This is a genomic window from Anoxybacillus tengchongensis (genome assembly GCF_014201585.1).
Classification (GTDB): Bacteria; Bacillota; Bacilli; order Bacillales; family Anoxybacillaceae; genus Anoxybacillus; species Anoxybacillus tengchongensis.
Window position 1 is genome coordinate 12,150 of record NZ_JACHES010000010.1, and the last position, 26,462, is coordinate 38,611.

At 42.3% G+C, this 26,462-nt stretch carries 33 protein-coding genes and 1 other annotated feature; of the genes, 2 read left to right on the forward strand and 31 right to left on the reverse strand.

Features of this window, described 5'->3' with window-relative positions; translation table 11 throughout:
* Window positions 1–53: 53 nt before the first annotated feature.
* From HNQ82_RS10935 to nadB, 6 genes are all read right to left on the reverse strand, one after another.
* Window positions 54–749 carry a YhcN/YlaJ family sporulation lipoprotein gene (locus tag HNQ82_RS10935; RefSeq protein ID WP_183249583.1) on the reverse strand — a complete coding sequence of 232 codons (696 nt, stop codon included), beginning with the start codon at window positions 747–749 and terminating at the stop codon, window positions 54–56.
* A gap of 78 nt (window positions 750–827) precedes the next feature.
* A complete protein-coding gene (nadE, locus tag HNQ82_RS10940; protein ID WP_183249585.1) occupies window positions 828–1,568 on the reverse strand; it encodes an NAD(+) synthase in 741 nt (246 codons plus the stop codon).
* 76 nt (window positions 1,569–1,644) lie between these two features.
* On the reverse strand, window positions 1,645–2,547 hold the full coding sequence (locus HNQ82_RS14705) for a SafA/ExsA family spore coat assembly protein (protein WP_183249587.1): 903 nt from the start codon (window positions 2,545–2,547) through the stop codon (window positions 1,645–1,647).
* Between the two features lie 136 nt (window positions 2,548–2,683).
* Window positions 2,684–3,787 (reverse strand): quinolinate synthase NadA, encoded by a 1,104-nt coding sequence (nadA, locus tag HNQ82_RS10950; protein WP_183249589.1) that lies wholly within the window; start codon window positions 3,785–3,787, stop codon window positions 2,684–2,686.
* Between the two features lie 12 nt (window positions 3,788–3,799).
* Complete coding sequence (gene nadC, locus HNQ82_RS10955) at window positions 3,800–4,630, reverse strand: carboxylating nicotinate-nucleotide diphosphorylase (protein WP_183249592.1); 831 nt, start codon at window positions 4,628–4,630, stop codon at window positions 3,800–3,802.
* Complete coding sequence (nadB, locus tag HNQ82_RS10960) at window positions 4,627–6,159, reverse strand: L-aspartate oxidase (protein WP_183249594.1); 1,533 nt, start codon at window positions 6,157–6,159, stop codon at window positions 4,627–4,629. The genes nadC and nadB overlap by 4 nt, the downstream gene beginning before the upstream one ends.
* A gap of 92 nt (window positions 6,160–6,251) precedes the next feature.
* Between nadB and HNQ82_RS10965 the strand changes: the two genes are divergently transcribed.
* A complete protein-coding gene (locus tag HNQ82_RS10965; protein ID WP_183249596.1) occupies window positions 6,252–7,388 on the forward strand; it encodes an IscS subfamily cysteine desulfurase in 1,137 nt (378 codons plus the stop codon).
* Window positions 7,385–7,918 (forward strand): transcription repressor NadR, encoded by a 534-nt coding sequence (locus HNQ82_RS10970; protein WP_183249597.1) that lies wholly within the window; start codon window positions 7,385–7,387, stop codon window positions 7,916–7,918. The genes HNQ82_RS10965 and HNQ82_RS10970 overlap by 4 nt, the downstream gene beginning before the upstream one ends.
* 10 nt (window positions 7,919–7,928) lie before the next feature.
* Here HNQ82_RS10970 and pheA read toward each other — a convergent pair whose 3' ends face one another.
* From pheA to HNQ82_RS11095, 25 genes are all read right to left on the reverse strand, one after another.
* Window positions 7,929–8,792: a prephenate dehydratase gene (pheA, locus tag HNQ82_RS10975; protein ID WP_055441828.1), complete on the reverse strand. Its 864-nt coding sequence runs from the start codon at window positions 8,790–8,792 to the stop codon at window positions 7,929–7,931.
* 14 nt (window positions 8,793–8,806) lie between these two features.
* Window positions 8,807–9,247 (reverse strand): ACT domain-containing protein, encoded by a 441-nt coding sequence (locus HNQ82_RS10980; RefSeq protein ID WP_032100204.1) that lies wholly within the window; start codon window positions 9,245–9,247, stop codon window positions 8,807–8,809.
* A 22-nt stretch (window positions 9,248–9,269) separates the two neighbouring features.
* Complete coding sequence (gene obgE, locus HNQ82_RS10985; protein ID WP_183249599.1) at window positions 9,270–10,556, reverse strand: GTPase ObgE; 1,287 nt, start codon at window positions 10,554–10,556, stop codon at window positions 9,270–9,272.
* 32 nt (window positions 10,557–10,588) lie between these two features.
* Window positions 10,589–11,131 (reverse strand): Spo0B C-terminal domain-containing protein, encoded by a 543-nt coding sequence (locus HNQ82_RS10990; RefSeq protein WP_246349008.1) that lies wholly within the window; start codon window positions 11,129–11,131, stop codon window positions 10,589–10,591.
* Window positions 11,132–11,223: 92 nt separating this feature from the next.
* Window positions 11,224–11,514: a 50S ribosomal protein L27 gene (rpmA, locus tag HNQ82_RS10995; RefSeq protein ID WP_003396301.1), complete on the reverse strand. Its 291-nt coding sequence runs from the start codon at window positions 11,512–11,514 to the stop codon at window positions 11,224–11,226.
* Window positions 11,515–11,527: 13 nt separating this feature from the next.
* Entirely contained in the window at window positions 11,528–11,863 is a 336-nt protein-coding gene (locus HNQ82_RS11000; RefSeq protein WP_183249602.1) for a ribosomal-processing cysteine protease Prp, read from the reverse strand.
* A 10-nt stretch (window positions 11,864–11,873) separates the two neighbouring features.
* Window positions 11,874–12,182 carry a 50S ribosomal protein L21 gene (gene rplU / locus HNQ82_RS11005; protein ID WP_003396311.1) on the reverse strand — a complete coding sequence of 103 codons (309 nt, stop codon included), beginning with the start codon at window positions 12,180–12,182 and terminating at the stop codon, window positions 11,874–11,876.
* Window positions 12,183–12,196: 14 nt separating this feature from the next.
* Window positions 12,197–12,275: a sequence feature (ribosomal protein L21 leader region), on the reverse strand.
* 44 nt (window positions 12,276–12,319) lie between these two features.
* The gene (locus tag HNQ82_RS11010; RefSeq protein WP_183249605.1) at window positions 12,320–13,183 is read right to left on the reverse strand and encodes a site-2 protease family protein; all 864 of its coding nucleotides are present in this window, start codon (window positions 13,181–13,183) and stop codon (window positions 12,320–12,322) included.
* Entirely contained in the window at window positions 13,176–13,904 is a 729-nt protein-coding gene (locus tag HNQ82_RS11015) for a peptidoglycan DD-metalloendopeptidase family protein (protein WP_183249607.1), read from the reverse strand. The genes HNQ82_RS11010 and HNQ82_RS11015 overlap by 8 nt, the downstream gene beginning before the upstream one ends.
* Before the next feature lie 86 nt (window positions 13,905–13,990).
* The gene (minD, locus tag HNQ82_RS11020; protein ID WP_032100211.1) at window positions 13,991–14,797 is read right to left on the reverse strand and encodes a septum site-determining protein MinD; all 807 of its coding nucleotides are present in this window, start codon (window positions 14,795–14,797) and stop codon (window positions 13,991–13,993) included.
* A gap of 2 nt (window positions 14,798–14,799) precedes the next feature.
* Entirely contained in the window at window positions 14,800–15,450 is a 651-nt protein-coding gene (gene minC, locus HNQ82_RS11025; RefSeq protein WP_221261142.1) for a septum site-determining protein MinC, read from the reverse strand.
* A gap of 79 nt (window positions 15,451–15,529) precedes the next feature.
* Window positions 15,530–16,054 (reverse strand): rod shape-determining protein MreD, encoded by a 525-nt coding sequence (gene mreD, locus HNQ82_RS11030; RefSeq protein ID WP_183249609.1) that lies wholly within the window; start codon window positions 16,052–16,054, stop codon window positions 15,530–15,532.
* The gene (gene mreC / locus HNQ82_RS11035) at window positions 16,051–16,911 is read right to left on the reverse strand and encodes a rod shape-determining protein MreC (RefSeq protein ID WP_032100213.1); all 861 of its coding nucleotides are present in this window, start codon (window positions 16,909–16,911) and stop codon (window positions 16,051–16,053) included. Before mreC ends, mreD begins: the two co-directional genes overlap by 4 nt.
* A gap of 19 nt (window positions 16,912–16,930) precedes the next feature.
* Entirely contained in the window at window positions 16,931–17,953 is a 1,023-nt protein-coding gene (locus HNQ82_RS11040; protein ID WP_006320433.1) for a rod shape-determining protein, read from the reverse strand.
* Window positions 17,954–18,037: 84 nt separating this feature from the next.
* On the reverse strand, window positions 18,038–18,712 hold the full coding sequence (gene radC, locus HNQ82_RS11045) for a RadC family protein (protein ID WP_006320431.1): 675 nt from the start codon (window positions 18,710–18,712) through the stop codon (window positions 18,038–18,040).
* A 28-nt stretch (window positions 18,713–18,740) separates the two neighbouring features.
* Window positions 18,741–19,310: a Maf family protein gene (locus HNQ82_RS11050; protein WP_183249612.1), complete on the reverse strand. Its 570-nt coding sequence runs from the start codon at window positions 19,308–19,310 to the stop codon at window positions 18,741–18,743.
* Window positions 19,311–19,424: 114 nt separating this feature from the next.
* Window positions 19,425–20,204 carry an SPOR domain-containing protein gene (locus HNQ82_RS11055; RefSeq protein WP_183249614.1) on the reverse strand — a complete coding sequence of 260 codons (780 nt, stop codon included), beginning with the start codon at window positions 20,202–20,204 and terminating at the stop codon, window positions 19,425–19,427.
* A gap of 105 nt (window positions 20,205–20,309) precedes the next feature.
* Entirely contained in the window at window positions 20,310–20,750 is a 441-nt protein-coding gene (locus HNQ82_RS11060; protein WP_183249616.1) for a type IV pilin protein, read from the reverse strand.
* Between the two features lie 13 nt (window positions 20,751–20,763).
* Window positions 20,764–21,390 carry a type 4a pilus biogenesis protein PilO gene (locus HNQ82_RS11065; RefSeq protein WP_183249618.1) on the reverse strand — a complete coding sequence of 209 codons (627 nt, stop codon included), beginning with the start codon at window positions 21,388–21,390 and terminating at the stop codon, window positions 20,764–20,766.
* The gene (locus HNQ82_RS11070; RefSeq protein WP_183249620.1) at window positions 21,387–21,968 is read right to left on the reverse strand and encodes a PilN domain-containing protein; all 582 of its coding nucleotides are present in this window, start codon (window positions 21,966–21,968) and stop codon (window positions 21,387–21,389) included. The genes HNQ82_RS11065 and HNQ82_RS11070 overlap by 4 nt, the downstream gene beginning before the upstream one ends.
* Window positions 21,952–22,920, reverse strand: a complete 969-nt coding sequence (pilM, locus tag HNQ82_RS11075) for a type IV pilus biogenesis protein PilM (protein ID WP_183249622.1) — start codon at window positions 22,918–22,920, stop codon at window positions 21,952–21,954. The genes HNQ82_RS11070 and pilM overlap by 17 nt, the downstream gene beginning before the upstream one ends.
* Window positions 22,921–22,932: 12 nt before the next feature.
* Entirely contained in the window at window positions 22,933–23,697 is a 765-nt protein-coding gene (locus tag HNQ82_RS11080) for a prepilin peptidase (protein ID WP_183249624.1), read from the reverse strand.
* The gene (locus HNQ82_RS11085) at window positions 23,681–24,130 is read right to left on the reverse strand and encodes a prepilin-type N-terminal cleavage/methylation domain-containing protein (protein ID WP_183249626.1); all 450 of its coding nucleotides are present in this window, start codon (window positions 24,128–24,130) and stop codon (window positions 23,681–23,683) included. The genes HNQ82_RS11080 and HNQ82_RS11085 overlap by 17 nt, the downstream gene beginning before the upstream one ends.
* A 76-nt stretch (window positions 24,131–24,206) precedes the next feature.
* Entirely contained in the window at window positions 24,207–25,418 is a 1,212-nt protein-coding gene (locus HNQ82_RS11090) for a type II secretion system F family protein (RefSeq protein ID WP_183249629.1), read from the reverse strand.
* Window positions 25,419–25,423: 5 nt separating this feature from the next.
* The gene (locus HNQ82_RS11095; RefSeq protein WP_183249631.1) at window positions 25,424–26,458 is read right to left on the reverse strand and encodes a type IV pilus twitching motility protein PilT; all 1,035 of its coding nucleotides are present in this window, start codon (window positions 26,456–26,458) and stop codon (window positions 25,424–25,426) included.
* Window positions 26,459–26,462: the final 4 nt, after the last annotated feature.

Below are 26,462 nucleotides of genomic sequence, written 5' to 3' on the forward strand. Positions count from 1 at the left end.
AAAAAACTATAACAAAAATGCATAAAAAAGAACAGGGGGAAGCCCCTGTTCTTTTATCCACGATTCATGAATGGGCGTTCGATCATATCGCCCATATCGTTAAATATGTCACGAATATCACGCTCTAGTTGATCCATTGGGCCACCGTCGCGAATATCATTGTCGAGCGTACGAATACGGTTGTACATGCTTTCATTTGCAACTACGCGAACGGTTTTGCCCGCTGTATATGGGGCGATCGCTTGACGAACGAGACGTTCAATACGCGTTGTATTTTTCTCTGTCGTTGATACTGCAACGACGACACGTTCCCCTGAAACAACAGCACGGGCGTCTTTTACGTTGGCGACGCTTGCGGCACGCTTCGCAATTTTTTCAGCTAACGCTCCGTTATAGTTACGGTAATACGATGGGCGCGTACGTTCATCCATCGTATTTAAATGCCCGTGATAGTTGCGATCAGCGCGGCTAAAATTGCGATCCACTTGTGGTGTCCGCATCGTTCGATCCATGCCACGATCAAGCATTTCCGTAATCGGTCCGTCGTTGTCACGCACTTGACGAACGTTTCCGTTTAAACGCTCTGTACCGTAGCGGCCATATTGAAACCCAGTCATATCGTTTTCGTTTGAGTAATATCCGATCGGACGTGTGCGATCGGTATAACGTGTATCAAGCGCTTGATTATTACAAGCAACTAACCCGCTAAGTGCGAGGACTGTACCGAGAGCGACGATTCGCTTCCGCAAAGAAAAAACCCCCTTTTCGCTTTTGTAGACAATGCGTCTACATCATTAGCTTGGCGCAAAAAAAGGGTTTTATCGCTGTTAAAATTTTGGTGGAGCAATGGCTAATTGTCGCTTATGATGTGAACGTTCATGAAGTCGTTCAATAATGGCACGGTCGCGTTCTGGAATTGGCTCACCTTTTAAATATTTGTCAATCATGTCATATGTTGTACCCATTTCGTTTTCATCTGTCTGCCCTTCCCAAAGACCTGCGCTAGGCGCTTTTGTAATAATTTCTTCAGGTACACCGAGAATACGAGCCATTTCGCGTACTTCACCTTTTGTAAAATGAACGAGCGGAACTAAATCAACGCCACCGTCACCGTATTTTGTAAAATAGCCGGTATGCCATTCGGCCGCATTGTCCGTTCCGACAACAAGATAGCCGTAATTGTTAGCGACCGCATACAACGTTGTCATGCGCAACCGTGCGCGCGTATTCGCATCACCAAGACGGGCAGCTTGCTCGTTCCATTGTTCTTTCTCTTTTAATTGCTTTTCAATTTCGCCAAATAATACGCGATGCGTTTCTGTTAAGTCGATGACATGATGGTCAATGCCACAACTTTCTACAACTTTCAATGCATCTTCTTGATCTTTTGGATTGCTTTTACATGGCATAATGAGCCCTAATGAGTGATTAGGAAACGCTCGCTTAATTAAATGAGCAACGACCGCTGAGTCGATGCCGCCACTAATGCCGACAATGGCTCCGTTCATCCCTGCTTCTTGTACGCGTTCACGAAGCCATACAATTAATTTTTCAATTTTTTGTTCCATGTATGTACATTCCTTTCTTTGCAACATGATCATGTTCATTTTATCACACAAAAAACAAAAAGAAAAAGAGGCGACATTATTGCCCCTCTTCTTCCTCACGATAAGGAACAGAAAAATATGGGTTTACTCCGTATGGCTGTACCGGCCACGTTTGCTGCCATCCGTATGGACCGTACGGCATTGCTTGTTGCGGCATATACATCGGTTGCTGTGCCATTGGCATATTTTCACCATACGGCATTTGTGATGGATACATTTGATTCGGAGTCGGTGCTTGTTGTGTCTGCTGCGAATATTCATTCATGCCGCTTGGCATTTGTGGCATATATGGCGTCTGTTGCGATTCACCGCATCCGCAATCATCGGTATTCATCATTCCTTGCGGATATGCCCATGGCATGACAGGATACATCGGTGGAATCCATGGGTAAAAACCATATCCTGGCATTATCGGTGAAATAGGAATGCAAGGCATCGGCACTGGCAACGGCATCGGAACAGGCTGCGGCTGCATCGGTTGTTGTGGTTGCTCCTCCATCATTGGCGCTTGTGTTGGTGGAATCGGTGGAATATCTGGAAATGGTGGTATTTGCATATCTTCGTCATGTTCCATCATATTTGGCATAATATTTGGCGGCTTTGGTGGCAAAAGCGGCATCTCTTGTTTCGGTTCTTCTTTTTTCTCCGGTGTCTTTGCAATTGGAATTTCTTTTGCTATCGGTTCAACGTTTTGCGGTTGTTGTAATGGTTGCTCTTTTTTGTTTACATGAATATCCACATCAACTGAAACTTTCGGTGTTTCCTTTTTGACAGGTTTTACTGGTGTGGCTGGTGTTGGTACTTTAATTTTCATACCTGGCATAATGTAATTCGGATCGCTTAAATGAGCGTTCATTTTTTTTAGCTCTTCAAAATCAACCCCATATTTTTCTGCAATTTTCCAAAGTGTATCCCCTTTTTGAACGATATGAATTTTCACGTGTTTCCCCCTCCTATGTTCAGACGTGACGTGTATGTCATGTTCAGCTTGTCGCTACTAGACTTCAACATAACTTATGAACGGAAAGCTTTTTTTATGATAAAAATAAAAAAGACCGGCAAAAAAAATGCCGATCTTATGCACGGGCTAACATGCGCTCAAGTGCTAACATCGCTCCTTCCGCTACATCGTTTGGCACGGTAATACGGTTTACAACTTTTCCTTCATGAAGCGATTCGAGCGCCCAAAGTAAATGCGGTAAATCAATGCGGTTCATCGTTAAACATGGACACATATACGGGTTTAACGACACGATTTCTTTATCTGGATGTTGCTGAATGATGCGATTTACTAAATTCATTTCTGTTCCGATTGCCCATTTGCTTCCTGCTGGTGAGTTAGCAATCGTTTCGATAATGTATTTCGTTGATCCCGCATCATCCGCTTGTTGCACCACTTCCCAGCTACATTCTGGATGAACAATAATTTTCATATCTGGCTTTGTTTTTCGAATATGTTCAATATGTTTCACAGTAAAGTTTTCATGAACAGAACAATGACCCTTCCATAAGATTACTTTAATCTTTTGAACATCTCCCTCGTATTGCAATGTATTTGTAGCCGGATCCCATACGGCCATTTGTTCTAACGGAACGCCAAGATCGTATGCTGTATTTCTTCCTAAATGTTGATCGGGCAAAAAGAAAATACGCTCTTGTTGTGTAAACGCCCATGCGACCATTTTTTTCGCATTTGATGATGTCACTGTTGCCCCGCCATGCAAACCGACAAACGCTTTAATTGCAGCTGTAGAGTTGACGTACGTTAACGGTAAAATCGTATCTCCGAACAATTGTTGCAATATTGGCCACGCTCGTTCAACTTGTTCAATTTCTGCCATATCAGCCATCGAACAGCCTGCGCGCATATCTGGTAAAATGACGATTTGTTCGTCACTCGTTAAAATATCAGCAGTTTCCGCCATGAAATGCACGCCACAAAATACAATATATTCAGCTTCTTTATTTTTCGCTGCCACTTGCGCCAATTGCAATGAATCGCCTGTCGCATCTGCAAATTGAATGACTTCGTCCTTTTGATAATGGTGACCTGGGATAAATAAACGAGCGCCGAGCTTTTGTTTGACACGAGCCACTCGTTCTTCCATTTCTTCAACCGACAACTGTTTATACGTCTCTGGCATCGCATCTTGTTGTTGCATCAATTGTAATACGTTCATTCTTTATTCCTCCTACTGCACGTTTAAACTAATGTCTAGCGCTTTTGCTGAGTGCGTTAACATGCCTAACGAAATGTAGTCAACCCCTGTATCTCGATATTGTGCAATATTTTCAAGCGTAATTCCGCCTGAAACTTCTGTAATGATGGACGATGGGACGAGTTGGACAAATTCGCGAATTTCTTCCGGTGTACGGTTATCAAACATAATGATATCCGCCCCTGCTTCAACCGCTTCGATGACTTGTTGTTTCGTTTCCGTTTCTACTTCAATTTTTACCATATGACCAAGTTGGGAACGAACACGTTCTACTGCTTTTTTAATCGACCCGCAAAACGCAATATGATTATCTTTAATCATCACCCCATCATATAAACCGAAGCGATGATTATATCCACCACCGCATGTCACCGCATATTTTTCTAACATGCGAAGTCCTGGTGTTGTTTTTCGCGTATCACAAATGCGTGTATGATTGCTGTTAAGTGCTCGAACGGCTTGGTTTGTCAACGTGGCAATACCACTCATGCGCTGAAGTAAGTTTAAAATGACGCGCTCACCTGATAAAAGCGGAATCATTGGACCGGAAACGACAGCAATCGGTTCCCCTTTTTTCACACGTTCTCCATCTCGTTTATACAATTGACATGCGATCGACGAGTGTAATAACTTATACCCGATTTCAATAATCGATACACCTGCGATCATTCCATCTTCTTTGGCAACAAATATCGCCCTTCCTTCATCCATCGGAGAAAAAATCGTTTCGCTCGTCACATCACGTTCTCCAATATCTTCTAAAAAAAACTGTTTGAGTAGTTCTTTTAACTTTAACTCATTCAACGGAACCCCTCCTTCGTGAAATGCTCTGCTTTCGTGCGTATGATACGTCGTTTTTCCCAATACATTTTTTCAAACGGTTCATCGCTTCGATAGTGAGCACCGCGACTTTCTTTTCTTTGCAAAGCGGAAGTTGTGATAAGCCATCCAACGATTAACATATATATGATCGTCCGTTTCTCATCATCCTCCTCAGGTGCCACGGTGACGAGTTCATGAATGGAATATTGTTCAAACCATCGTTTTGCTTGAAACAATTTGTCATAATCGCGAACAATGCCGACATATTGCGTCATTACATGCTGAATTTCGTCTCTTGTTGGTAACACAATACGTAATTGATTTTCTTTTCTTTCACTTTTCTTTAACGTCCGATGTTGCCCTGTTTTTTGCAATAAGTGAAAAGCCAATCTTCTACTAAAGACAAGCGCTTCAAGCAACGAATTGCTCGCTAAACGGTTTGCACCATGTACACCTGTACATGCTGCCTCTCCAACCGCATACAATCCCGGTAGCGTCGTTTCCCCATCCATATTTACAACGATCCCTCCCATTAAAAAATGGGCTCCCGGAACAACAGGGATGAGTCCGCTACGCCAATCGACGTGATAGCGCTCACAAAGGGATGTGATCGTCGGAAAACGGGATGGGAAGTGTGGGATCATAGAAATATTTAAAAATACGCGATGACCGTTTTTTATTTCATGGTCAATCGCTCGAGATACGACGTCACGTGGAGCTAAATCTTTTTGTGGATGCACCCCATCCATCACTTGACGACCGTCATCGGTCACTAAAATGGCTCCTTCACCACGCACCGCTTCGGAAATGAGACCGACCGCCTTTCCATTCACATAGAGCATTGTCGGATGAAACTGTACAAACTCCATATCCGTAACAGCTGCACCTGCGCGATACGCCATTGCAATTCCATCACCTGTTGCCGTTTCAGCGTTCGATGTAAACGTGTACAACTGTCCAATTCCACCTGTTGCAATAATCGTTGCATTGGCGGTATACGTTCTATGTTTCGTCTGTACGCCCACACAATGTCCATCAGAAACAAGTAAATCAATGACAGGATCGTTTTCAATAAACGTCACGCGTCCGGAAAGCTTCTCAAATAAGAAGAACACCATATTTTTTCCAGTCGCATCTCCTCCAGCATGTAAAATACGCTTCATGCGATGCGCACCTTCCTGTCCAAAAAGGAGCTGTCCACGTTCGTCCACATCAAATAAAAAACCGATGTTCATAAAATGTTGAATCGCTTCACGTCCTTCTTGAACTAAAATGCGTACCGCCTCGTCGTCATTATGTTCACACCCTGCGATGATTGTATCTTCATAGTGAGATAGCCAATGATCATTCGGATGAATGGCAGCAGCCACTCCTCCTTGAGCAAGCCAAGAATTACTTGTTTCTTTATTTGACTTCGTGAAAATGATCACATTTTTATACTCACATAAATGGTAGGCAACCATTAACGCTGCAAGGCCGCTACCAACAATAATCACATCCGCTTCACGCATGGATGTTCCTCCATTTCATACTGTCTTGACACCTATATTGACATATATTTAAACTGATGACAAGACTTTTGTTTTGGAAGTTGGTGAATGAGATGATTTATTTAGATTACGCTGCATCGACGCCAATGAGTGAAGAAGCGTTAGCTGTTTATGTAGAAAGTGCAAAAAAATATTTTGGAAACGCAAGCAGTCTTCATGACATCGGAACAGCGGCAAATGAACTACTTACCATTTGCCGAAAACAAATCGCTCAACTCGTTAGTGGCGAAGAAAAAGGAATATATTTTACAAGTGGAGGAACAGAAGCAAACGTCCTCGCCATTCGTTCGCTTGCTTATGCCCATCGTCATAAAGGGAAGCATATTATTACATCAAGCGTCGAACACGCTTCCGTTCATGCTGTATGCGCTCAGCTTGAGCAAGAAGGGTTTACCGTTACGTACGTGCCTGTTGATCGTTTCGGACAAGTTGATATGAAGGCGCTTGAACGGGCATTGACAGAGGAAACGATTCTCGTGTCTATTCAACATGCGAATTCCGAAATCGGTACAATTCAGCCGTTGAAACAAATTGGAGAGTTATTAAAGAAAAAACAAATTGTCTTTCATAGCGATTGTGTACAAACTTTTGGTAAAATACCGATAGATGTGAAACAGTTCCATCTTGATAGCATATCCATCTCTAGCCATAAAATTTATGGTCCAAAAGGGGTTGGAGCTGTTTACATGAACCCACGCGTACGTTGGCACATGTCGCTACCAAACACGACACATGAAGGCGGATTTCGACCGGGAACAGTCAACGTGCCAGGCATCGCTTCTTTTACAACTGCTGCGCTTGAAGCTGAAAACAAGCGAAACACAGTTCAACAACATATGAATGAATTGCGTCGTTATTTTGTTGAACAAATCACCCAAAAACAACTGCCGATAACAGTTTTTGAGCATCCAACTGACCAATTGCCACAAATCGTTGGCTGTCTCGTCCACGGCTTTGAAGGGCAATATGTCATGTTGCACTGCAATCGTCATGGGATTGCGATTTCTACTGGCAGCGCATGTCAAGTCGGAAAGCAAGCACCTTCAAAAACGATGATCGCCATCGGCAAGGAGGAAGATGAAGCGAAGCAGTTCATTCGTCTATCGTTTGGTGTACGTACAACAAAAAATGATGTAGAAACGGTTGTTTCTGTACTTGAACAGCTTCAAAAAGAAAGGATGTCAACATGAAAAAAGAAAAGAAATTACTAGGGGAAGAACGACGGGCACTCATTTTGCAATGGCTGAAGGAGAATCATCGCCCGATGACAGGCACAGAATTGGCGAATAAAACAAACGTAAGTCGCCAAGTCATTGTTCAAGATATTTCCTTATTAAAGGCAAGGAACGAACCGATTATTGCAACAAGTCAAGGGTACTTATATTTATCATCTTCTTCTACTCATATGTACACACGCGTGATCGCTTGTTGTCACACACCCGAACAAACGAAAGATGAACTGTATATCATTGTCGACCATGGGGTGACGGTTAAGGACGTTAAAATTGAACATCCAGTATATGGTGACTTAACAGCATCTATTATGGTCAGCAATCGACTAGAAGTAGATGAATTTATTCGAAAAATTAACGAAACGAAATCCGCCTATTTATCTCAACTGACAGACGGCGTGCATTTGCACACGCTCGAAGCCGATTGCGTAGAAAAGTTAGATGAAGCATGCGCTGCTCTAAAACAAGCTCGGTTTTTAATTGAATAAAAACATCCCTTTACACGAGGGATGTTTTTTTCACGGTATAATACGGATAGCTACCTAGTAGTTGCACCGTACAGCCCAGTGCTTCTAGTTCTGCAATCGCTCCAGGAATTAAAACGTCATCCATTTTTTGATCGATATCGATGATAAAAAAGTAGTTTCCAAGTCCTGTTTTCGCCGGTCGGGATTCAATTTTTGTTAAGTTGAGCTTTCGCCATGCAAACGCCGATAACACTTGATGAAGCGCTCCTGCTTGATCTTTCGGCAACATAACCATTAGCGTCGTTTTAAACCCGTCTTCTTGATCTTTTACAGGCAATAAACAACGTTCACGATGCAAAACAATAAAACGCGTATGGTTGTAGTCATAATCATGAATGTTTTCTTTCGCAATCGCCAAACCGTATTGTTTTGCGGCAAGACGGTTGCCAATCGCTGCAATTTTTTCGTTCGGATGCTCGCTTACATATTTAGCCGCTGCACTTGTTGAAGTGACGTATTCATACGTTGCCTCTTTTAGATGACGATGTAAAAACTTATGGCATTGAGCAATCGCATGTGAATGTGAATAAATACGTTCAACATGCATCCAATGCTCCGATCGAGATGGATGAACAAGCAAATGTTGCTCAATTGGCGCGATAATTTCCCCTACAATTGGCAAATTGCATTCATGAATTAAATAATCAATTGTCAAATTGACGGAACCTTCAAGTGCATTTTCTAACGGAACAACGGCTAACTCCACTTCGCCGTCACGCACAGCGTCCATGCATTGCGGAATCGTATGATATGGAACGTTCAGAATATGAGGGAAAACAGCTTCAACAGCCGCATGCGTGAACGTCCCTTTTGGTCCTAAATATCCGATTTTCACCTTTCTTCTCCTCTCTACGCCCCTGACCCAAGAATCTCTACTTTTTCAACAAAAGGCAGCTGTTTTAGTTGCGAAATTAGCTCATCAATCGTCATCGTCATCTCGCTTGTACTCATCGATAGCGTGACGTTTGCACGCCCTTGAAGCGGAATCGTTTGATGAATCGTAAGCACGTTACAGTTGGCCGCTGCAACAACGCTTAATAGCTTTGAAAGGGTGCCTGAACGGTCTTCTAAGTGGAAAAAAAGCGTAATAATTTTTTCACGAACCATCGTATGGAATGGAAAAACGGCGTCGCGGTATTTATAAAAAACGCTTCGGCTGACATCGACAAGTTGCACAGCGTCAGCGACGGAATCGACTTTTTTTCGCTCAATTAATTCTTTCGCGGCCAATACTTTTTTCATCGCCTCAGGCAATACATCTTCACGCACTAAGTAAAACTTTTTATCCACCGCACAAGCGCCCCCTTTCACATTAATCAACAAATTCAAATTCGTAATTCAATAGTTTCACAATATCCCCATCTTTCGCTCCGCGAGCGCGCAGTGCATCGTCCACCCCAAGTGAGCGCAATTGGCGCGCAAAACGACGAACGGACTCCTCTCGTGAAAAATCGGTCATTTTAAATAGCTTTTCAATCTTTTCCCCTGATAAAATAAACGTTCCATCATCATCGCGCGTAATATGAAACGGAGCTTCTTCTTTTTCAAGTTTGTAAACAACGCGATGAATCGCTTCTTCCTCTTGTGGATAAAGAGGAAATTCTGGCGTCGTCTCAAGCAAATCAGCAATGGCAAATAACAGTTCACGAATCCCTTGACGAGTGACTGCTGAAATTGGGAAAATCGGCACATCTTCATTTAATTTTTCTTTAAACTGTTGCAAATGTTCCTCTGCATGTGGCATATCCATTTTATTCGCCACAATAATTTGTGGTCGCTCTGTTAGGCGTAAATTATATTGTTTTAATTCTTCGTTAATCACTACATAATCTTCGTACGGATCTCGTCCTTCAATGGCAGCCATATCAATGACATGCACAATGACACGTGTTCGCTCAATATGACGTAAAAATTGATGCCCGAGTCCAACTCCTTGATGAGCACCTTCAATAAGACCTGGTAAATCAGCCATAACGAAACTACGACCATCTTCTGTTTCAACGACACCTAAATTTGGAACGATCGTCGTAAAATGATAGTCTGCAATTTTCGGTTTCGCTGCTGAAACGACGGACAATAGCGTCGATTTACCGACGCTCGGGAAACCGACAAGCCCAACATCAGCAAGTAGTTTTAATTCTAACGTCACGTATCGTTCTTGTCCCGGCTCCCCGTTTTCAGCAATTTCTGGTGCCGGATTCGATGCGGTTGCAAATCGAGTATTTCCTCGTCCTCCGCGACCACCTTTTGCTACGACAAATCGTTGTCCATGTTCTGTTAAATCAGCAATCACTTCTTTCGTCTCATCGTCAATAACAACCGTTCCTGGTGGCACTTTGACAATTAAATCTTCGGCGTTTTTTCCATGTTGATTTTTCGACATGCCATGTTCACCACGTGGCGCCTTAAAATGGCGTTGATAGCGAAAATCCATTAACGTTCGCAATCCTTCATCAACAACAAATACGACGTCGCCACCTTTTCCACCGTCTCCCCCCGCTGGACCGCCTTTTGGAACGTATTTTTCGCGCCGAAACGCGACCATTCCGTTTCCACCGTCGCCACCTTTCACGTATATTTTCACTTGATCAACAAACATCGTTTTCCTCCTCCGATCTTTTCACCTTTTATTTAAAAAGATGAAATAGTTACACATATCGTTAATTCATGTTGTTGAATGACGCAATCACAAAGTGTAAGTGCATCATCTTGCTTATGGTCTTGAATCCATGTTTTTACCGTCTCTAGTTTTTGAAGCATGCCACGATAATCAACAAATAATCGTACATTTTTCTCTGTTAAATCGATCGTGATCGTTACATAGTTTTCAACATGTGGAGAAGAACATTCCTCAAGCATATGTAAAAATGTTTGACACCATGTAACGAGCATATGATCATATGCATGTAATGAACGTGGCTCTCCTAACACGTCATACTCGAGTTGAATATGACGTGCTTGCCAATGATACGTCATAAGCAATTCAGCGAATTGTTCTGTTTGTAAGTTCGTGAGCTTTGCTTCATTTTCTGCTTCAATGATAATTTGTTGAATGATCTCATTCACGCGATCAATCCGATGTAAAGATAAATTTCCTTTAATTAACTGAATTTTATTGAGCCAATCGTGCCTGGAATGACGCAATGCCTCCACAATCGTCCACCGCTTCTCCATCATTCATTCTCCCATAAACATTTTGACTATAATTATAACATACGCTAACAAAAAGAAAACCCTAACCAAGCCGGTTAGAGTTTTCCACTTCTTTATGCTTCTTTCACAACAGGATAAACGCTCACTTTTTTACGATCGCGACCCATGCGCTCAAAACGAACGATTCCATCAACTTTCGCGTAAAGTGTGTCGTCACCACCGCGTCCTACGTTTAATCCTGGGTAAATTTTTGTTCCGCGTTGACGGTAAAGAATAGAACCGCCTGTGACGAATTGACCGTCTGCACGCTTCGCGCCAAGACGTTTTGCGATCGAATCACGACCGTTCTTTGTTGAACCTACTCCTTTTTTCGATGCGAAAAACTGAAGATCTAAACGCAACATGTCGTGTCACCTCCTACAACGTTTTCGTCGTTATTTTGACATATTTACCGTAATCACGCTCAATCGTTTGGAGCGACACGATCATTCCTTCAAGAAGAAGTTGCACATCGGCTAGCACTTTCGCATCTTCAATTGTCGGAAGTTCGCAATGAAGATAGCCATCTTTTCCTTGTTGAATGATCGGTTTCACGTTCGTCAAGGCGACGATCGCATTGACCGCACCAAACGAAATGGCTGATACACCTGCACATACAATATCTTGTCCACGCTTCGCAAACTGAGCGTGTCCGCTAATCGTAAAGGACTGAATCGTCCCTTCCGCCGTTCGACTAATCGTTATACGAATCATCGCTTACGCCTTATGCGTTAATTTTTTCGATAACAACTTTTGTGTATGGTTGGCGATGACCTTGCTTACGACGATAGTTTTTCTTTGGCTTATATTTGAAAACGATGATCTTCTTTTGACGACCATGTTTTTCAACTTTCGCCGTTACTGTTGCGCCAGCGACTGTAGGATTACCAACTTTTACGTTTTCGCCACCTACAAATAACACTTTGTCGAATGTTACTGTTTCGCCTTCCGCTGCATCGATTTTCTCGATGTAAATCGCTTGGCCTTCTTGCACTTTAATTTGTTTTCCACCAGTTTCAATAATCGCGTACATATTTGCACCTCCTAAATTAGACTCAGACTCGCCAGCTGCGAGGCGGTTCAAGCGAACGCTTAAATAGCCTTAGCTGAGCGGTTGTAGCACGGGTGCTACACAACATAGAAGATGATAGCATAAAAAGAAAACAATTGTCAATACGTAAAAATTAAATGGCCGATCGGTTCATTCGTTCGTTTCTCATGAAAATAAGCATACAACAATTCATTTTCATCAAGTTCCATTTCCATTTGATTTTTCTTTACGAGGATCGCATGTTTTTTTCCACGATGAAACAAAAGAAGAACGCGAAATAACGGATCATTTGCATCGACGACAAGACGCTTCAATGCCCGATATTCGATTCGTTTTCCGTAGTAACGTTCAAGTAAAAAACGGATCCATACGTACGTTCGTTGCTTCCATTCAACCCAAATGGCATGTGCTAAAAAAAGACCGATGATCCATAAATTGATTTGCATCGGCGCAAAAATAAGTAAAGTAATAAAACATGCGATTAAAAACAAAGATGACGCATAAAGCGTTTGTTCGTGCGCACGTCGAAACGATGTACGCATTGTGCGATAAAGGAACAATAACTTTCCTCCATCGAGCGGCCAAATTGGTAATAAGTTAATGAGTAAAATGGATAAATTGTACTCAAGCAGTTGCTTATACCACTCATCCGATAACATGTTGGCGCTATGTGCTATATATGCAATAAAAAAAATAACAATATGCTGAAATGGACCTGCCAGTATCACGATTAATTCTTCATGGAACGGACGATTCCCATGCTCATCCATCTCAGCTACCCCACCAAACGGCAAAAGTAAGATGCGTTTCACACGCCACGAAAACAAATGTGCCGCTATAACGTGTCCAAGTTCGTGCAAAAGAACAATCCAAAACAACAAAAGAAGCGTCTGAAATTGAGCGGTCATAATCGCTATGAGCGCAATGAACCAAAAAAGCGGATGGATATGAATGTTCATGAAAATAGATAGCCACTTATTCAAAGGAAATCACCTGAATTGGATCAATAAAATGATCCCCTTGTTTAACGGCAAAATAAAATATACGTTTTTGATTATTCTCCTCCGCTTTTCCTACTTCTTTTCCCGCCTCAATAAAATCATATAGCTTTACAGAAATAGCCGATAATTTTCCATACCACGTTTCACTTCCGTCTGCATGTTGAATAATGACCGTTTTTCCATGCGGTTCTTTCACTCCTGCAAATACGACAATCCCTTCTTCGACTGCTTTAATCGTTTCATCAGTTTCAATGACAACGCCTTGTCCATTATGTTCGAACGTTTCTACAACGCGCGCTGAAGCAGGAAAGGCATATGCTGCTGTTGTTTCTTGTTGCTTTTTTACTGGAAAAAACGCAAGCGGCTTGCCAAATGTTTTTTCATACCATTGAGCAACGGTCGCAAACTGAAAATCTTTTTCCATCACTTGTTTGACAAACGTACGGGCTCCTTCCATTTTCGGAGAATCATATTGAAACAAAATGGCCACACTAAAAAATAATAGTGCTGCGAGGAAGCTTTTAAATAAAAATATATCTTTGCGAAACAGCGACGATTCACGCTCCCCTTCGTACGTCACAACCGTTGGGTTTCCGTATTTTTCATCTTCGCTCCAATTCGTCAACATCGTTTGAACGTGACGTTCACGCTCCTTTTTCCGCTTGGCGATTCGTTTTCGAATATGTTCAATTCGATCGCTCACACTCCCACCCCTCTCGTCCTATTTGTATTATATGTATGGGGAAATCGGGAAGATATGAATGAAAAAAGCACCTCCAATCGGAAGTGCTAGCGAGCGCTAAACAATTTTCTAATTTTCGAGAAAAAGCCTTTTTGCTCTTCATCATCGAGCGACATGAGCGGCACTGATTCGCCGAGAAGGCGCCGAGCAATGTTGCGATATGCTATTGAGGCTTTGCTATTCGGATCGAGAACAATCGGCTCACCATTGTTTGACGCTTTAATAACGTGTTCGTCATCAACAATAATACCAAGTAAATCGATAGATAAGTGCATGACAATTTCATCAATGTCTAACATATCATGATTTTTTAACATATGGCTGCGAATGCGATTAATAATTAAACGCGGGCGTCTCATATGCTCTTCTTTTTCAAGCAGACCGATAATTCGATCCGCATCGCGAACAGCGGAAATGTCTGGTGTCGTCACAACAATCGCTTCATCCGCTCCTGCAACAGCATTTTTATATCCTTGTTCAATACCCGCAGGACAATCAATTAAAATATAATCGTAATCTTGTCTTAAATCGTCAATGAGTTGTTTCATTTGTTCCGGCGTAACCGCAGACTTGTCGCTCGTTTGGGCAGCTGGTAATAAATACAGACGATCTTCAAACCGCTTATCCTTCACGAGCGCTTTTTGAACCGTGCAACGTCCTTCGATAACGTCGACAAGATCATAAATGATGCGATTTTCTAACCCCATAATGACGTCAAGATTGCGCAACCCGATATCGGTGTCAACAAGACAGACACGCTTTCCTAATAGTGCTAGCGCCGTTCCGAGATTTGCCGTCGTTGTTGTTTTGCCAACGCCACCTTTGCCAGAAGTAATAACAATCGCTTCTCCCACTGTCAAAAACTCCCTTCTAACCGAGTTAAATGCGGACGTAAATGCATTAATAGTTGGAGTCGATCGACAACAATTTGATCATGTTCGTCAATATAAGCACACTCCATTTCATTTCCTTCGTCGGTACGATAGTCTGGTGCTCGATTCATCACATCGCTAATGCGCAACTGTGTTGGCTTCATGACTGAAGCAGCAATGATCGCTTGGCGATTTCCATCATACCCTGCATGAGCAATGCCGCGTAACGCCCCCAACACAAAAATATTTCCTGTCGCAATGACGGTTCCGCCAGGATTCACATCACCGATTAAAAGCAAGTCCCCATCGATATGTAGCACTTGTCCAGAACGAACGATTTTCGCAACAGACACAATTTCATTTTTCTTTTTCCACTCCAACGCCTCTTGTTTCGTCATCACATTGCTTACAATCGAGTGCACAATTAAATTTTTTTTCATTCGGATGACATCGCGCAATCTTTCTTCTTGTTCACGCGTCAAATATCGGTTGCCAACATGCACGTGCACCGCAACAAGCGGACCTTCCTCATCTCGAGTTGTCGTCATCAACAATTCGTCCACTTGTTTTAATAGTTCGTCATAGGCGCACGTATCATCAAGATGCAACGTCAACCCTTCTTTCGTCCCTTTCATCGACACATATGCTCTTTTCTCCTTGCCAGCCACGACTTTCACCTCAATAAATATTTCTCCGCATTTTTTTTGTATTCCTTCACACTGGCGACGATTCATCCCGCTTCTCATGCCACTTTAACAACGTTTGCTTTAGCAGATAGGCGATGATCAAAATGACAATTGTATGAATAAACAACGTTGGTAAAAAGCGTGCCTGAAAAAACGTTTGAACAGACATAGTCGTTCCACCAATAACGAGTTGAATGGCGTATGCGTACCACTCCACACATGCGATCGCCACAATGGCAAAAAAAGAAGCCGTCCATGCGTTTTTATGCAAAACGTTCATCGCTTTTGCAATTAAATAAGCAATGAGCGAAAAGGCAAAGGCATAAGCACCTAATAGTTCCGTATATGCTACATCGTATAATAGACCGAAGATGAATCCGTACGTCATTCCTTCTGTTTGTCCAATAAAAATCGTAATAAACACGATTAAAACGAGCAACATACGCGGCACGAGCAAATAAACATCAAATAATGGCTGTGAAAACAATTGAACAATAATGCTTTCTAATAAAAACATAACGGTCACAAGGGAAGGAAGAAACAAGCGGCTCATTGTCCTTCCTCCTCTTGCGACATCTCAATTTTTCGTTTCACAATGATCACATCATCAATGTCATAAAAATTCGCTGCTGGCTTGATATAGGCAATTTGTGTAAGCCCGTACTCATCCGCAACGACTTCTTCAACTTCTCCGATAAACAATCCTTTTGGAAAAATCCCACCAAGTCCTGATGTAAATACGCGCTGCCCTTTTTCTATTTTTGCATCATACGGAATACGCTTTAGTAGCAACGCTTCTCTCTCTTCATCGTATCCTTCTATTAAACCGAATACGTTTTCATCTCCTTGAATAAATGCGGAAATACGGTTTTGTCGATCTTTTGCGCTCAGCAGTTGCACCGTTGCGCTAAATGGGGAGACGCTACGCACTTTGCCGATTAACCCTTGAGGTGTAATAACAGCCATATCTTTTTTCACACCGTGCTGCGACCCTTTATTGACAATTAACGTCTCTTCCCAACGATCTGGATTGCGCCCAATGACTGTCGCTTGAATAGCAACAAAGTCACGTAAACTTTCTTTTTTATTCAAAAGTTCACGCAAACGTTCGTTTTCTTTCTTTAGTGACTCCACTTCTGATTGCAAAAGAACGTATTGCTCTAAATGTTCTTTTAAACGCTTGTTCTCTTCATATGTATGGCGCAAATCATTCACATTTTCAAAGAAGCCCGCAACAAACTGTGCGGGCTTATGCACGATCGATTGCATAAAAACAACGGTGTCTTTCACAAACTTTTCCATCCAACTTAATTCGTTTCGTTCTTTCAATGAAAAGCCGATCAAGGCGACGAGAACCATGATGCTGACAAGCAATATAATGAGCCGTTTATTTAAGAAAAACTTCGGCATGAGAACACCTTCTTACACATTAGCGATGGTCTCGCGCTTTATTTTTAAATAAATGAATATGATCAAGCGCTTTTCCTGTACCGATTGCGACGCAATCAAGCGGATTTTCAGCAATAATGACTGGCATGTTCGTTTCTTGGCTAATGACTTTATCTAAATTCCGTAGCAACGCTCCCCCACCGGTTAAAACGATTCCACGATCCATAATGTCGGCAGCAAGCTCCGGCGGCGTTTTTTCTAGCGTATTTTTCACGGAATCAACAATCGCATATACGGTATCACGCAGCGCTTCAGCAATTTCTTCCGCATGGATTTCAATCGTTTTTGGCAAGCCAGTTAATAAGTCACGACCGCGAATTTCCATGCTTCCGATTCCTTCAGGATTTCCTGCTGAACCAATTTCAACTTTAATCGCTTCCGCTGTACGCTCTCCGATCATTAAATTGTACGTTTTGCGAATATATTGGATAATTGCTTCATCCATTTCATCACCAGCAACGCGAATCGACTGGCTTGTCACAATGCCACCTAAAGAAATAACAGCGACTTCCGTTGTGCCACCCCCGATGTCAACAACCATGCTCCCTGTTGGCTCCCATACAGGCAAATTCGCGCCGATCGCGGCTGCAAACGGTTCTTCGATCGTATAAGCATCGCGAGCCCCTGCTTGTCTCGTTGCGTCGATGACTGCGCGCTCTTCTACTGCCGTAATTCCTGACGGTACGCACACCATGACGTATGGCTTTCCAGCAAACAGTCCGCTATTTTTTGTTGCTTGTTTAATGTAGTATTTCATCATAATTGCTGTCGTTTCGTAATCTGCAATAACCCCATCTTTCATTGGACGAAGTGCAACAACATTTCCTGGCGTACGTCCGATCATTTGTTTTGCTTCATTTCCAACAGCTACAATTTGTTTCGTATCTTTTTGAAGTGCGACAACAGAAGGCTCGCGCAAAACAATTCCTTTTCCTTTGACGTATACAAGCGTATTTGCAGTACCTAAATCTATTCCGAGATCTCTTGATCCAATGCCAAACATATTCGTATCTTCCTTTCTGAAACAAAATACTTTCAAAAACTCATGACATTTATTATAACGTAATTGCAGTGAAAAGAGAATGATTTACACATATCCTTTTTCTTTTAAGCTTACATATGTTTTGTCGCCAATAATTAAATGGTCAAGCAACTCAATGCCGACGAGACGACCGCACTCCACGAGCCTACGCGTCACTTCAATATCTTCACGGCTCGGCGTTGGGTCCCCTGACGGATGATTATGAATACAAATAATGGACGCTGCCGAACGTTTAATCGCTTCTTTATACACTTCGCGCGGATGAACGATCGACGCATTTAAACTGCCAATGAATACTGTTTTTTTATGCATCACTTGGTTTTTCGTATTTAAATATAACACAACGAAATGTTCTTGGCTTAAAAAACGCATATCTTCCATGACATAACGCGCACCGTCTTCTGGCGAGCGAATGACGTAGCGATCATCGTATTGAAGTTGATGCACACGCCGACCGAGTTCAAGTGCTGCAATAATTTGAATCGCTTTTGTTTTTCCAATGCCTTTAATGCTTGTCATTTCTTCAATGGTCGCATCTTTTAGCTGGCGGAGTCCTTCGAAATGGGTGAGTAAATGTTGTGCGAGCGTGAGAACGGAATATTGTTTCGTCCCCGTGCGAAGCAAAATAGCTAACAATTCTTGATTTGATAAGCTTTGCGGTCCTTCAGAAAGCAAGCGTTCACGCGGGCGTTCATCGGGCGGAACATGACGAATAAGCATACGTTCCCCCCTCTATTTTAACCTTTTTTTAACGAAATGGATAAAATCCGAATTTTTTTAATTCGCGAGCGAGTTTTGCGACCGGCAAACCAACAACAGAAAAATAATCGCCGTCAATTTTTTGAACAAAAAGTGCCCCGCGCTGTTGAATGCCATATGCCCCCGCTTTATCAAGCGGCTCCTTTGTCGCAATATACGCCCAAATGTCTTCATCTGAAAGCGGCCAAAATGTAACGTTCGTTTTTTCAGCAAACGTCACGCACTCTTTTGCTGTACAAATCGCTACACCTGTCCACACTTCATGTGTCGTTCCGGATAAACGTTTTAACATCCGAAAGGCGTCTTGTTCATTTGCTGGCTTTCCAAGCACTTCTCCTTCACATACGACAATCGTATCAGCACCGATGACGCACGCATCACTTGCTTGTTGCCATACCGCATTTGCTTTTTTATACGCGAGCTGTTGTACAATTTCATTTGGGGATAAGTTCGCATCAAATGATTCATCGACATCGCTGACGAGGATGTCAAACGGAAGTCCAAGCATACGAAGAAGTTGTTTACGGCGAGGAGAACTAGAAGCTAATACAAGTTGCATCGTCATCACCTTTCTGTCATGAGCGTTTGTTTCAAGGAAGATACACTTGTATCGTACCAAATTTATACACAATATACAACGGTTCGACAAAGAAAAAAAGAAGCAAATCGCTTCTTATTGTAAAACGTTTAATATATATTGTTGTGCTTTCCATAGTTGTGCGTCATCGTTTGTTTGTTGAAAAGTTTGAAGCGCTTCATACGCTTTTTTCATATGTTCGTTATGAAACGAATACGACTGTAGCTGTTTCCACTGTTCATTAACAAGTTGTTGCCCAGCTAGCAACTTGCTAATAAAAGAAACGATCGTAAAAAACGCTTCTTTTTCTTTTTCATCGATGGATACATTCCACGGTTTCACGTATGTGTCAATTCCGAGCGGTTCATATAATCTTGCCATTTGTTTCGCTTCTTCTTTTGTCAATGCCATCCCTAAAAACACGTAAACAGGATTTTTTCCAACCGTAACACTCGGACGATGTTGTGCTTCTATTTTTTGTACATATGCACTCGCTGCTTCGTCGTCTTGAAACGCTCCTCCTTGAACGACAAAAACCGCCTCCGTTATTTGTGCACTCGACACTGCCGTTTTTTGCTCTTGTTGTAACGTTGCTGTCGATGCCGGTTTACTTTCTGTTGTTGGAATGATCGTTAACACAAATAACCCGAAGCTTGTCCCAAGAACGATAGCTAAAGCAATCGCAAACGCAAACGAACGCCAAGGTGATCGTTTTGTTTTATATTGTTTATCCCATTCAATGAAATCATGTTGTTCTTCGCTTTGTTCCTCATTTTGCTCACTTGACCATTGCGGTAACGTGCTCATCGCAGTCGTGTACGGTTGCTCTTTTCCGTTCACTTTAATCACGATCGCTTTTTTCGCTGGCTTGTCCATTTTTTTCCCTCCCGCTGTCATTCTTCGCCCATCGTAACATAAAAAAAGAAAAAAAAAACGAGACATTTGTCGTCTCGTCGTGGAAGGTTTTCGTCAAATTTCGCACTATCGCTCTTGAATATCATTTACCGACAATTGGTCAACTGGTATACCACCTTCTTTACAAATTTGCTTCGTTTCCCCTTTTAAACAAACAGCATATGTGATTGTACCGTCACTTTGCTTTGTCACAATGACATACGAATCATCATTTGGTGGCAAACGTTTCGATGTGTATGGATCTATCATCCCTTCAAGAACCCCATCATCGACTAATTGTTTGTACGTCAACGTTTCGCTTTGATTCGGCGTTAAAAACTCGACTTTTTGCGCACCAACATGAAGCCGTGCCGCTTCATACAGCGTATACGCATTCGCAACAAACGCTTGATCGCGCGACTTTTTAATGACCTCAACGACAGACACAGTCGCAATCATGACTAAAATACTTAAAATGACGATGACAGCTAACAGTTCGATCAGCGTCATTCCCCGTTCATCTTGCATCCGACCGACCCCTTTATTGTTCCGTTAATGAAGGAAACGGATTTCGCTTTTCGCTCGGTTGCGGTAAATCAAGCGGTGGCAATTGCTCAATCCATTGGCGCAACTCTGGTGCATAAAACGTTGAAACCGTAAGAGAATAAGACAGTTCTGGCACTTCATCGGTGACTGTCGTCCATTCTTCATATCCTGTGAACGATAAAAAATCAACTGAAACGATGCGCTTTGATCGCTCTAACACATCGATAAATTGTTCGAGTGCAAAATAGGAAGGAGAACGAACAGATAGATTGACTGTCAATTTTTGAATCGGCGTTGGAGGTCCTTCAACATTTTCTCCTTCTTGAAAAGTAAGCGACAATACCTCACTATTTGAGACGACCTCTGCTTTTTCAATGTCTAATAAAAATTGTTCAACAAACGGTTGAACAGGAATACGTTTTTGTAGTTCGACGATGCTCGTGCGTAATTCGCCCGACGTTTGTTTACTTTGTAACGTTTGTAACAACTTTTTTTCCGTTTGTAATTCTGTTTGTAATTGCTCCCGGCGATCATCGAGCGGTTTATATACATACATATAAAGCGCAAATGATAGTAACACAAACAACAAGAGAGAGAGGCTGATCATTAAAGTTTTTCTCATGTTCCCCCTCCTTGTTGCTGTTTTTTCCATTCTTCCATGTTTAATTGAATAGAAAATTGACCGATATATCGTGGCATTGTTCCTTCTTCTTCCGTCTTTCCTTCTGTTGCGGTTAAACTCGTCAGTTTCACATCAGCGATAAACGATGCATCTTTTAACGCTTGTAAATAGGCGGCGCTTTCACGTGTTGTATCAAATTGAGTCGTTAATTGAATGGCCCCATCGCGGGCATACGAAACATTGATTAAAAAGCCGCGCTCAGGCAACCGTTCAATAAATTCATGCAACAGCGCGACCGTATGAATCGGATATTGTTCTGCCCATTGAATCGCTTCTTGTAATTGGACTCCGACAGATGCGTTCGTTGCTGTTTTTTGTTTTTCTTCTTCAGCGATGCGCAGCGCTTTCGTTTGATCGAGCTCCGTTTTCAATTGCTCAATTTGCTGTTCCATGCGCTGGACAATGAAATAAAATGTTATTGCACTAACAATGAATAAGACCGCCACCACAATTGATAAAAGCGGAATGAAGCGCGATTTCCGTTCTCGCTTTGGGAGTAAGTTAATTTCTACTAACATGTGCATTACCCTCTTTTAATCCGAGTCCAATTGGTAAGTAGTAAGCAGGGTCGATCGAAAGCGGCAACGTTAACGTTTCCACCGCCACATCAAGCCGCTCTTGTAATAAGTGGGAAAACGTATGAATGAGCGGATGATCGCCAATCATAACGATACGCGTAATTTGCGCCTCGCCTTTTTGTAGTGAAAAACGATAAAAATTCATAACACGCTCTAGCTCTTTGTATACATCTTCAAGTTGACGTTCAGGTTGTCCTTCTTTTAACCATTTCCATCCTTCATTCGTTTTTTCCCAATATGTCCATTGTGAATCAAACGCTAACTGACGAGTAAATATCGGACGATGCTGATGAAAGACACTGACATTTAACGATGATAAATCAAATTGAACAAATAAAAAGTGATCGACGTCGTTCGCTAAATCAAACGTGTAAAATAAGCGATACAAACTAAGCGGAGAAATATCTGCTACAATCGGTTTTAACTTAACTGCTTCAAACAGCTCCGCATATTGCATCACGTTTGCTTCCGGAGCTGCAAATAGTAAAACGTGAAGTGCTTCTTTCGTTTTCTCAAGCACCGCATAATCAAATACGGCATCTTCAAACGGAAGTGGAATGGTCGCACCAATTTCCATAAATAAATAACTGCGTATATCTTCATGCTCAATTTCTTTCGGTAATGGAATTTTACGAATGACGATAAGCGGATCAGGCACGAGAAAACGGACGCGACGACGTTTTATGTTCCACATATCGACACATTGCTCCATAATGTGAGCAAGTTGCTCTTCATCAGCAATTTTCCCGTCGCGCACAATCCCTTCTGGAAGCGGCCATTCCTCGCATGTATGCCATATGAGCGGTTGTTGTTGTTTTAACTCTACATAGCGAATGACGTGATCTTTTATGACAATGTTGCCCACTTTATTTTTCATCGAAAAAAGCCGCATAGTTTGTTCTCCTTACATCATAGCCTTTACATACATATCAATCATCGCTTCACCAAAAAAATAGGCGATCAGTGTACCAACAACAATGGCTGGTCCAAATGGCATCGGTTCGCCACGCTTCACACGCCCTATTGCCATGCCAATCAGACCAAACATCGTTCCAACGAACGTCGATAAAAAGAACGCTAAAATCGTTAATTTTACCCCAAGCGCCAAACCGATCACTGCAAATAGTTTAATATCTCCACCACCCATTCCACCTTTACTCACAAGAGCAATAAGAAACAACATCATCAATCCAACAAAACTACCAAGCAAACTATCCCACCAAGGAGTAAGCGGCACAAGCCATATGCGCTCAATGAAAAGAAGTGGCGCAAAAAATAATAAAACACGGTCTGGAATAATCATATAATGCACATCAGAAACGAAAATAATAACGAATAAAGAAATGAGCGTCCAACTAACGGCTACTTCCGCTGACCAACCGACAAGAAATGGAGCGAGCGTAAACAATATAGCCGTGGACAGCTCAACGAACGGATAAACAAAGGAAATGCGCGCACAACACGCGCGACATTTCCCTTTTTGCAACATATACGAAACGACCGGAATTAACTCTAACGCTGTCAACGTTCGCTTACAAGATGGACAATGCGAACGCGGCGCAACAATCGACTCCCCTTTCGGCACCCTTAGCCCGACAACGTTATAAAACGAGCCGAGAAGAAGACCAAGGAGGAAAGAAATAGGTAATACACTATTCAAGCTTAACATCACTTCTCTTTAAATCATCTACGTTTTTCTTTCCGATATACTTATGTGCTGGATTTCCTTTATCAACCAGCTCAACTTCATAGCTGAAGTTTCCTGTTGTTTGATTCTTTGTAACGAAAACTTTGCAGTTATCTGGATCATATTCATCTTTATCCCCAGGTGACTTCGGCGTCTTTTCTAAGTATCCACCTTCAACTAATTCTTTCATTGTGAATGATGTTTTGGCTGCATTTGCAGCGTCGGCTGTAACAGCTATTCTTGCTGCATTAACAAGCTGTTTAGCGTTGGCGATATGAGCGTCTTTTTTCGAATTATCAATAATTGCCCCAATACTCGGAATAGCAATGGCAGCAATAATTCCTAAAATAACGATCACTGCCAACAACTCGATTAGCGTTAAACCTTTCTCATTGCGAATCAATTTCTTTAACATAATTCCTCTCCTTTGCAATTTTTTGTTTTCTTTAATTATTTTACACGATCAATCATCTAGTTGAAAAGTACTAGTTTTATTGTTGAATATGATTAAATATATCAAACATCGGGACTAAAATGGATGTGACGATTGTCCCGACGACGCTAGCGAGCAACACAATCATCAACGGCTCGATTAATGATTTTAACCGATCGGTCGCCGCTTCGACTTCTGCTTCGTAAAAGTCAGCAACTTTCGCAAGCATCGCATCTAATGAACCTGTTTGTTCTCCAATCGCAATCATTTGCGTCACGAGCGGAGGAAACGCCCAATGTCGCTTCATAGGTTCCGTTAACGATTCTCCGCGCTCGAGCGCATCACGCGATGTACGAATGACGCGAGCGACGACTTCGTTTTCAACGACCGCTTCAACGATCGCAAGCGCCTGTAAAATAGGGACAGCGCTTGAAAAAAGGGAACTTAATGTACGCGTCATGCGAGCAAGCACTGCTTTTTGCAGCATACTGCCGAAAATTGGCATACGCAGCACGATAACATCCAAATAATATTTCGTCGTTTTTTGTCTTTTTAATAAAAAAAGCAACCCGTATAGGCTAAACATGAGTAAAATAACGCCCCACCAGTACGTTTGCATCACTTCACTTGCACGTAGCACAAACTTCGTAATCGCTGGCAACTCCGCCCCGAAATCCGCAAACATCGAAACAAACGTCGGTACGACACTAACTAGCAAAAAGATGACAACGATGACCGCAATGATTCCAACAACAACAGGATATGCCAAAGCGGAAACAATTTTTTGGCGTGTCCGATGCACTTTTTCAAAATGATCAGCAAGCCTCTCAAGCGTTTCTTCCATACTTCCGCTCGCTTCTCCCGCCCGAATCATATTAATAACGAGCGGAGGAAAAATGTTTGGGTGATCGGTCATCGCTGTAGATAACGGTTGACCGCTTCTTAATTGTTCTTCAATGTGAACAAGCGCTTTTTTTAACGCTTTGCTTTCCGTTTGTTCGGCTAAAATACGAGTGGCGTCAACAATCGTTACTCCTGCCTTTAAAAGCGTTGCAAATTGACGCAAATAAATGACGAAATGTTGTAGTTTGACGGGATTACCAAACGTAATTTCTTTTGTTAATAACGTCTGGGGGATTTCACGCACATCAATGACTTTTAATCGTTGTTCACGCAGTTTCATCATGACATCTCGTCGCGACGAAGCAACCATCGTTCCTTTTTTCACCCGCCCGCGCACATCGCGCGCTTCATAGCGAAATTGCGCCATGTTTATCATCCTTCCTGCAAGTACGGCTCGACCGATTCTTTTGCGATCAATCCTTGCTGCACAAGCTCTTTAATGCTTGCCTCAAGCGTATGCATACCAAGCGCGCGGTTTGTTTGCATGACGCTTGGAATTTGATGAATTTTCCCGTTGCGAATTAAATTGGCAACAGCTGCATTGTTTATTAAAATTTCTGTCGCCGCAATTCGCCCATTTTTTTGCGCGCGTGGAAATAATCGTTGTGAAATAATCGCAACTAAAACTGTTGCTAATTGAATACGAATTTGTGCTTGCTGTTCTGGTTGAAATACGTCAATGATTCGATCAATGGTTGCAGGCGCACTCGATGTATGAAGTGTACCGAATACGAGATGTCCTGTTTCTGCAGCGGTAATTGCTGTTTGAATCGTTTCTAAATCGCGCATTTCGCCGACTAAAATGACGTCCGGATCTTGCCGAAGTGCTGCCCGCAAACCGTTTGCGAAATTGTTCGTATCCGTCCCAACTTCGCGTTGATCAATGACACATCCTCCGTGCTTATGCACATATTCAATCGGATCTTCAAGTGTAATAATATGTTTACGCATCGTTTTATTCATATAGTCAATCATCGCGGCTAACGTCGTCGATTTTCCGCTTCCCGTTGGTCCTGTGACAAGAATGAGTCCTTGAGGTTTTGTTACCATCTTTTTTAACACATCTGGTAGTTGCAATTCGTCAAGCGTCGGAATTTTTGTCGGCACAATACGGATAGCAAGCGAGATGCAGCCTCGTTGTTTAAACACGTTAACACGAAAGCGCGAAACGCCCGCGAGGCTATACGACAAATCTAATTCCCCGTTTTCTTCAAAATAAGACCACATCTTTTCAGGAACGATCGCTTTTGCCATTTGTTCCGTATCAGTTGGTGACAATACGTCTTGCCCATATCGCTTCAAATCTCCATTGATGCGAAAAATAGGGGGAATACCGACCGTCAAATGAATATCAGATGCTTTTAACTCAAATGCAGTACGCAACATCGCATCTACTTTTTGTTTCATCTTC

What these genes read in the sequence shown, in the direction of transcription:
- nadE (WP_183249585.1), bottom strand. Translation starts at nt 1,568, where the DNA reads ATGGAACAAAAAATTGAAAAATTAATTGTATGGCTTCGTGAACGCGTA.
- nadA (WP_183249589.1), bottom strand. Translation starts at nt 3,787, where the DNA reads ATGAACGTATTACAATTGATGCAACAACAAGATGCGATGCCAGAGACG.
- nadB (WP_183249594.1), bottom strand. Translation starts at nt 6,159, where the DNA reads ATGCGTGAAGCGGATGTGATTATTGTTGGTAGCGGCCTTGCAGCGTTA.
- HNQ82_RS10965 (WP_183249596.1), top strand. Translation starts at nt 6,252, where the DNA reads ATGATTTATTTAGATTACGCTGCATCGACGCCAATGAGTGAAGAAGCG.
- HNQ82_RS10970 (WP_183249597.1), top strand. Translation starts at nt 7,385, where the DNA reads ATGAAAAAAGAAAAGAAATTACTAGGGGAAGAACGACGGGCACTCATT.
- obgE (WP_183249599.1), bottom strand. Translation starts at nt 10,556, where the DNA reads ATGTTTGTTGATCAAGTGAAAATATACGTGAAAGGTGGCGACGGTGGA.
- HNQ82_RS10990 (WP_246349008.1), bottom strand. Translation starts at nt 11,131, where the DNA reads ATGGAGAAGCGGTGGACGATTGTGGAGGCATTGCGTCATTCCAGGCAC.
- rpmA (WP_003396301.1), bottom strand. Translation starts at nt 11,514, where the DNA reads ATGTTGCGTTTAGATCTTCAGTTTTTCGCATCGAAAAAAGGAGTAGGT.
- HNQ82_RS11000 (WP_183249602.1), bottom strand. Translation starts at nt 11,863, where the DNA reads ATGATTCGTATAACGATTAGTCGAACGGCGGAAGGGACGATTCAGTCC.
- rplU (WP_003396311.1), bottom strand. Translation starts at nt 12,182, where the DNA reads ATGTACGCGATTATTGAAACTGGTGGAAAACAAATTAAAGTGCAAGAA.
- minC (WP_221261142.1), bottom strand. Translation starts at nt 15,450, where the DNA reads ATGAAAGGGACGAAAGAAGGGTTGACGTTGCATCTTGATGATACGTGC.
- mreD (WP_183249609.1), bottom strand. Translation starts at nt 16,054, where the DNA reads ATGAGCCGCTTGTTTCTTCCTTCCCTTGTGACCGTTATGTTTTTATTA.
- mreC (WP_032100213.1), bottom strand. Translation starts at nt 16,911, where the DNA reads ATGCCGAAGTTTTTCTTAAATAAACGGCTCATTATATTGCTTGTCAGC.
- HNQ82_RS11040 (WP_006320433.1), bottom strand. Translation starts at nt 17,953, where the DNA reads ATGTTTGGCATTGGATCAAGAGATCTCGGAATAGATTTAGGTACTGCA.
- radC (WP_006320431.1), bottom strand. Translation starts at nt 18,712, where the DNA reads ATGCTTATTCGTCATGTTCCGCCCGATGAACGCCCGCGTGAACGCTTG.
- HNQ82_RS11050 (WP_183249612.1), bottom strand. Translation starts at nt 19,310, where the DNA reads ATGCAACTTGTATTAGCTTCTAGTTCTCCTCGCCGTAAACAACTTCTT.
- HNQ82_RS11055 (WP_183249614.1), bottom strand. Translation starts at nt 20,204, where the DNA reads ATGGACAAGCCAGCGAAAAAAGCGATCGTGATTAAAGTGAACGGAAAA.
- HNQ82_RS11060 (WP_183249616.1), bottom strand. Translation starts at nt 20,750, where the DNA reads ATGCAAGATGAACGGGGAATGACGCTGATCGAACTGTTAGCTGTCATC.
- HNQ82_RS11065 (WP_183249618.1), bottom strand. Translation starts at nt 21,390, where the DNA reads ATGAGAAAAACTTTAATGATCAGCCTCTCTCTCTTGTTGTTTGTGTTA.
- HNQ82_RS11070 (WP_183249620.1), bottom strand. Translation starts at nt 21,968, where the DNA reads ATGTTAGTAGAAATTAACTTACTCCCAAAGCGAGAACGGAAATCGCGC.
- pilM (WP_183249622.1), bottom strand. Translation starts at nt 22,920, where the DNA reads ATGCGGCTTTTTTCGATGAAAAATAAAGTGGGCAACATTGTCATAAAA.
- HNQ82_RS11080 (WP_183249624.1), bottom strand. Translation starts at nt 23,697, where the DNA reads ATGTTAAGCTTGAATAGTGTATTACCTATTTCTTTCCTCCTTGGTCTT.
- HNQ82_RS11085 (WP_183249626.1), bottom strand. Translation starts at nt 24,130, where the DNA reads ATGTTAAAGAAATTGATTCGCAATGAGAAAGGTTTAACGCTAATCGAG.
- HNQ82_RS11090 (WP_183249629.1), bottom strand. Translation starts at nt 25,418, where the DNA reads ATGGCGCAATTTCGCTATGAAGCGCGCGATGTGCGCGGGCGGGTGAAA.
- HNQ82_RS11095 (WP_183249631.1), bottom strand. Translation starts at nt 26,458, where the DNA reads ATGAAACAAAAAGTAGATGCGATGTTGCGTACTGCATTTGAGTTAAAA.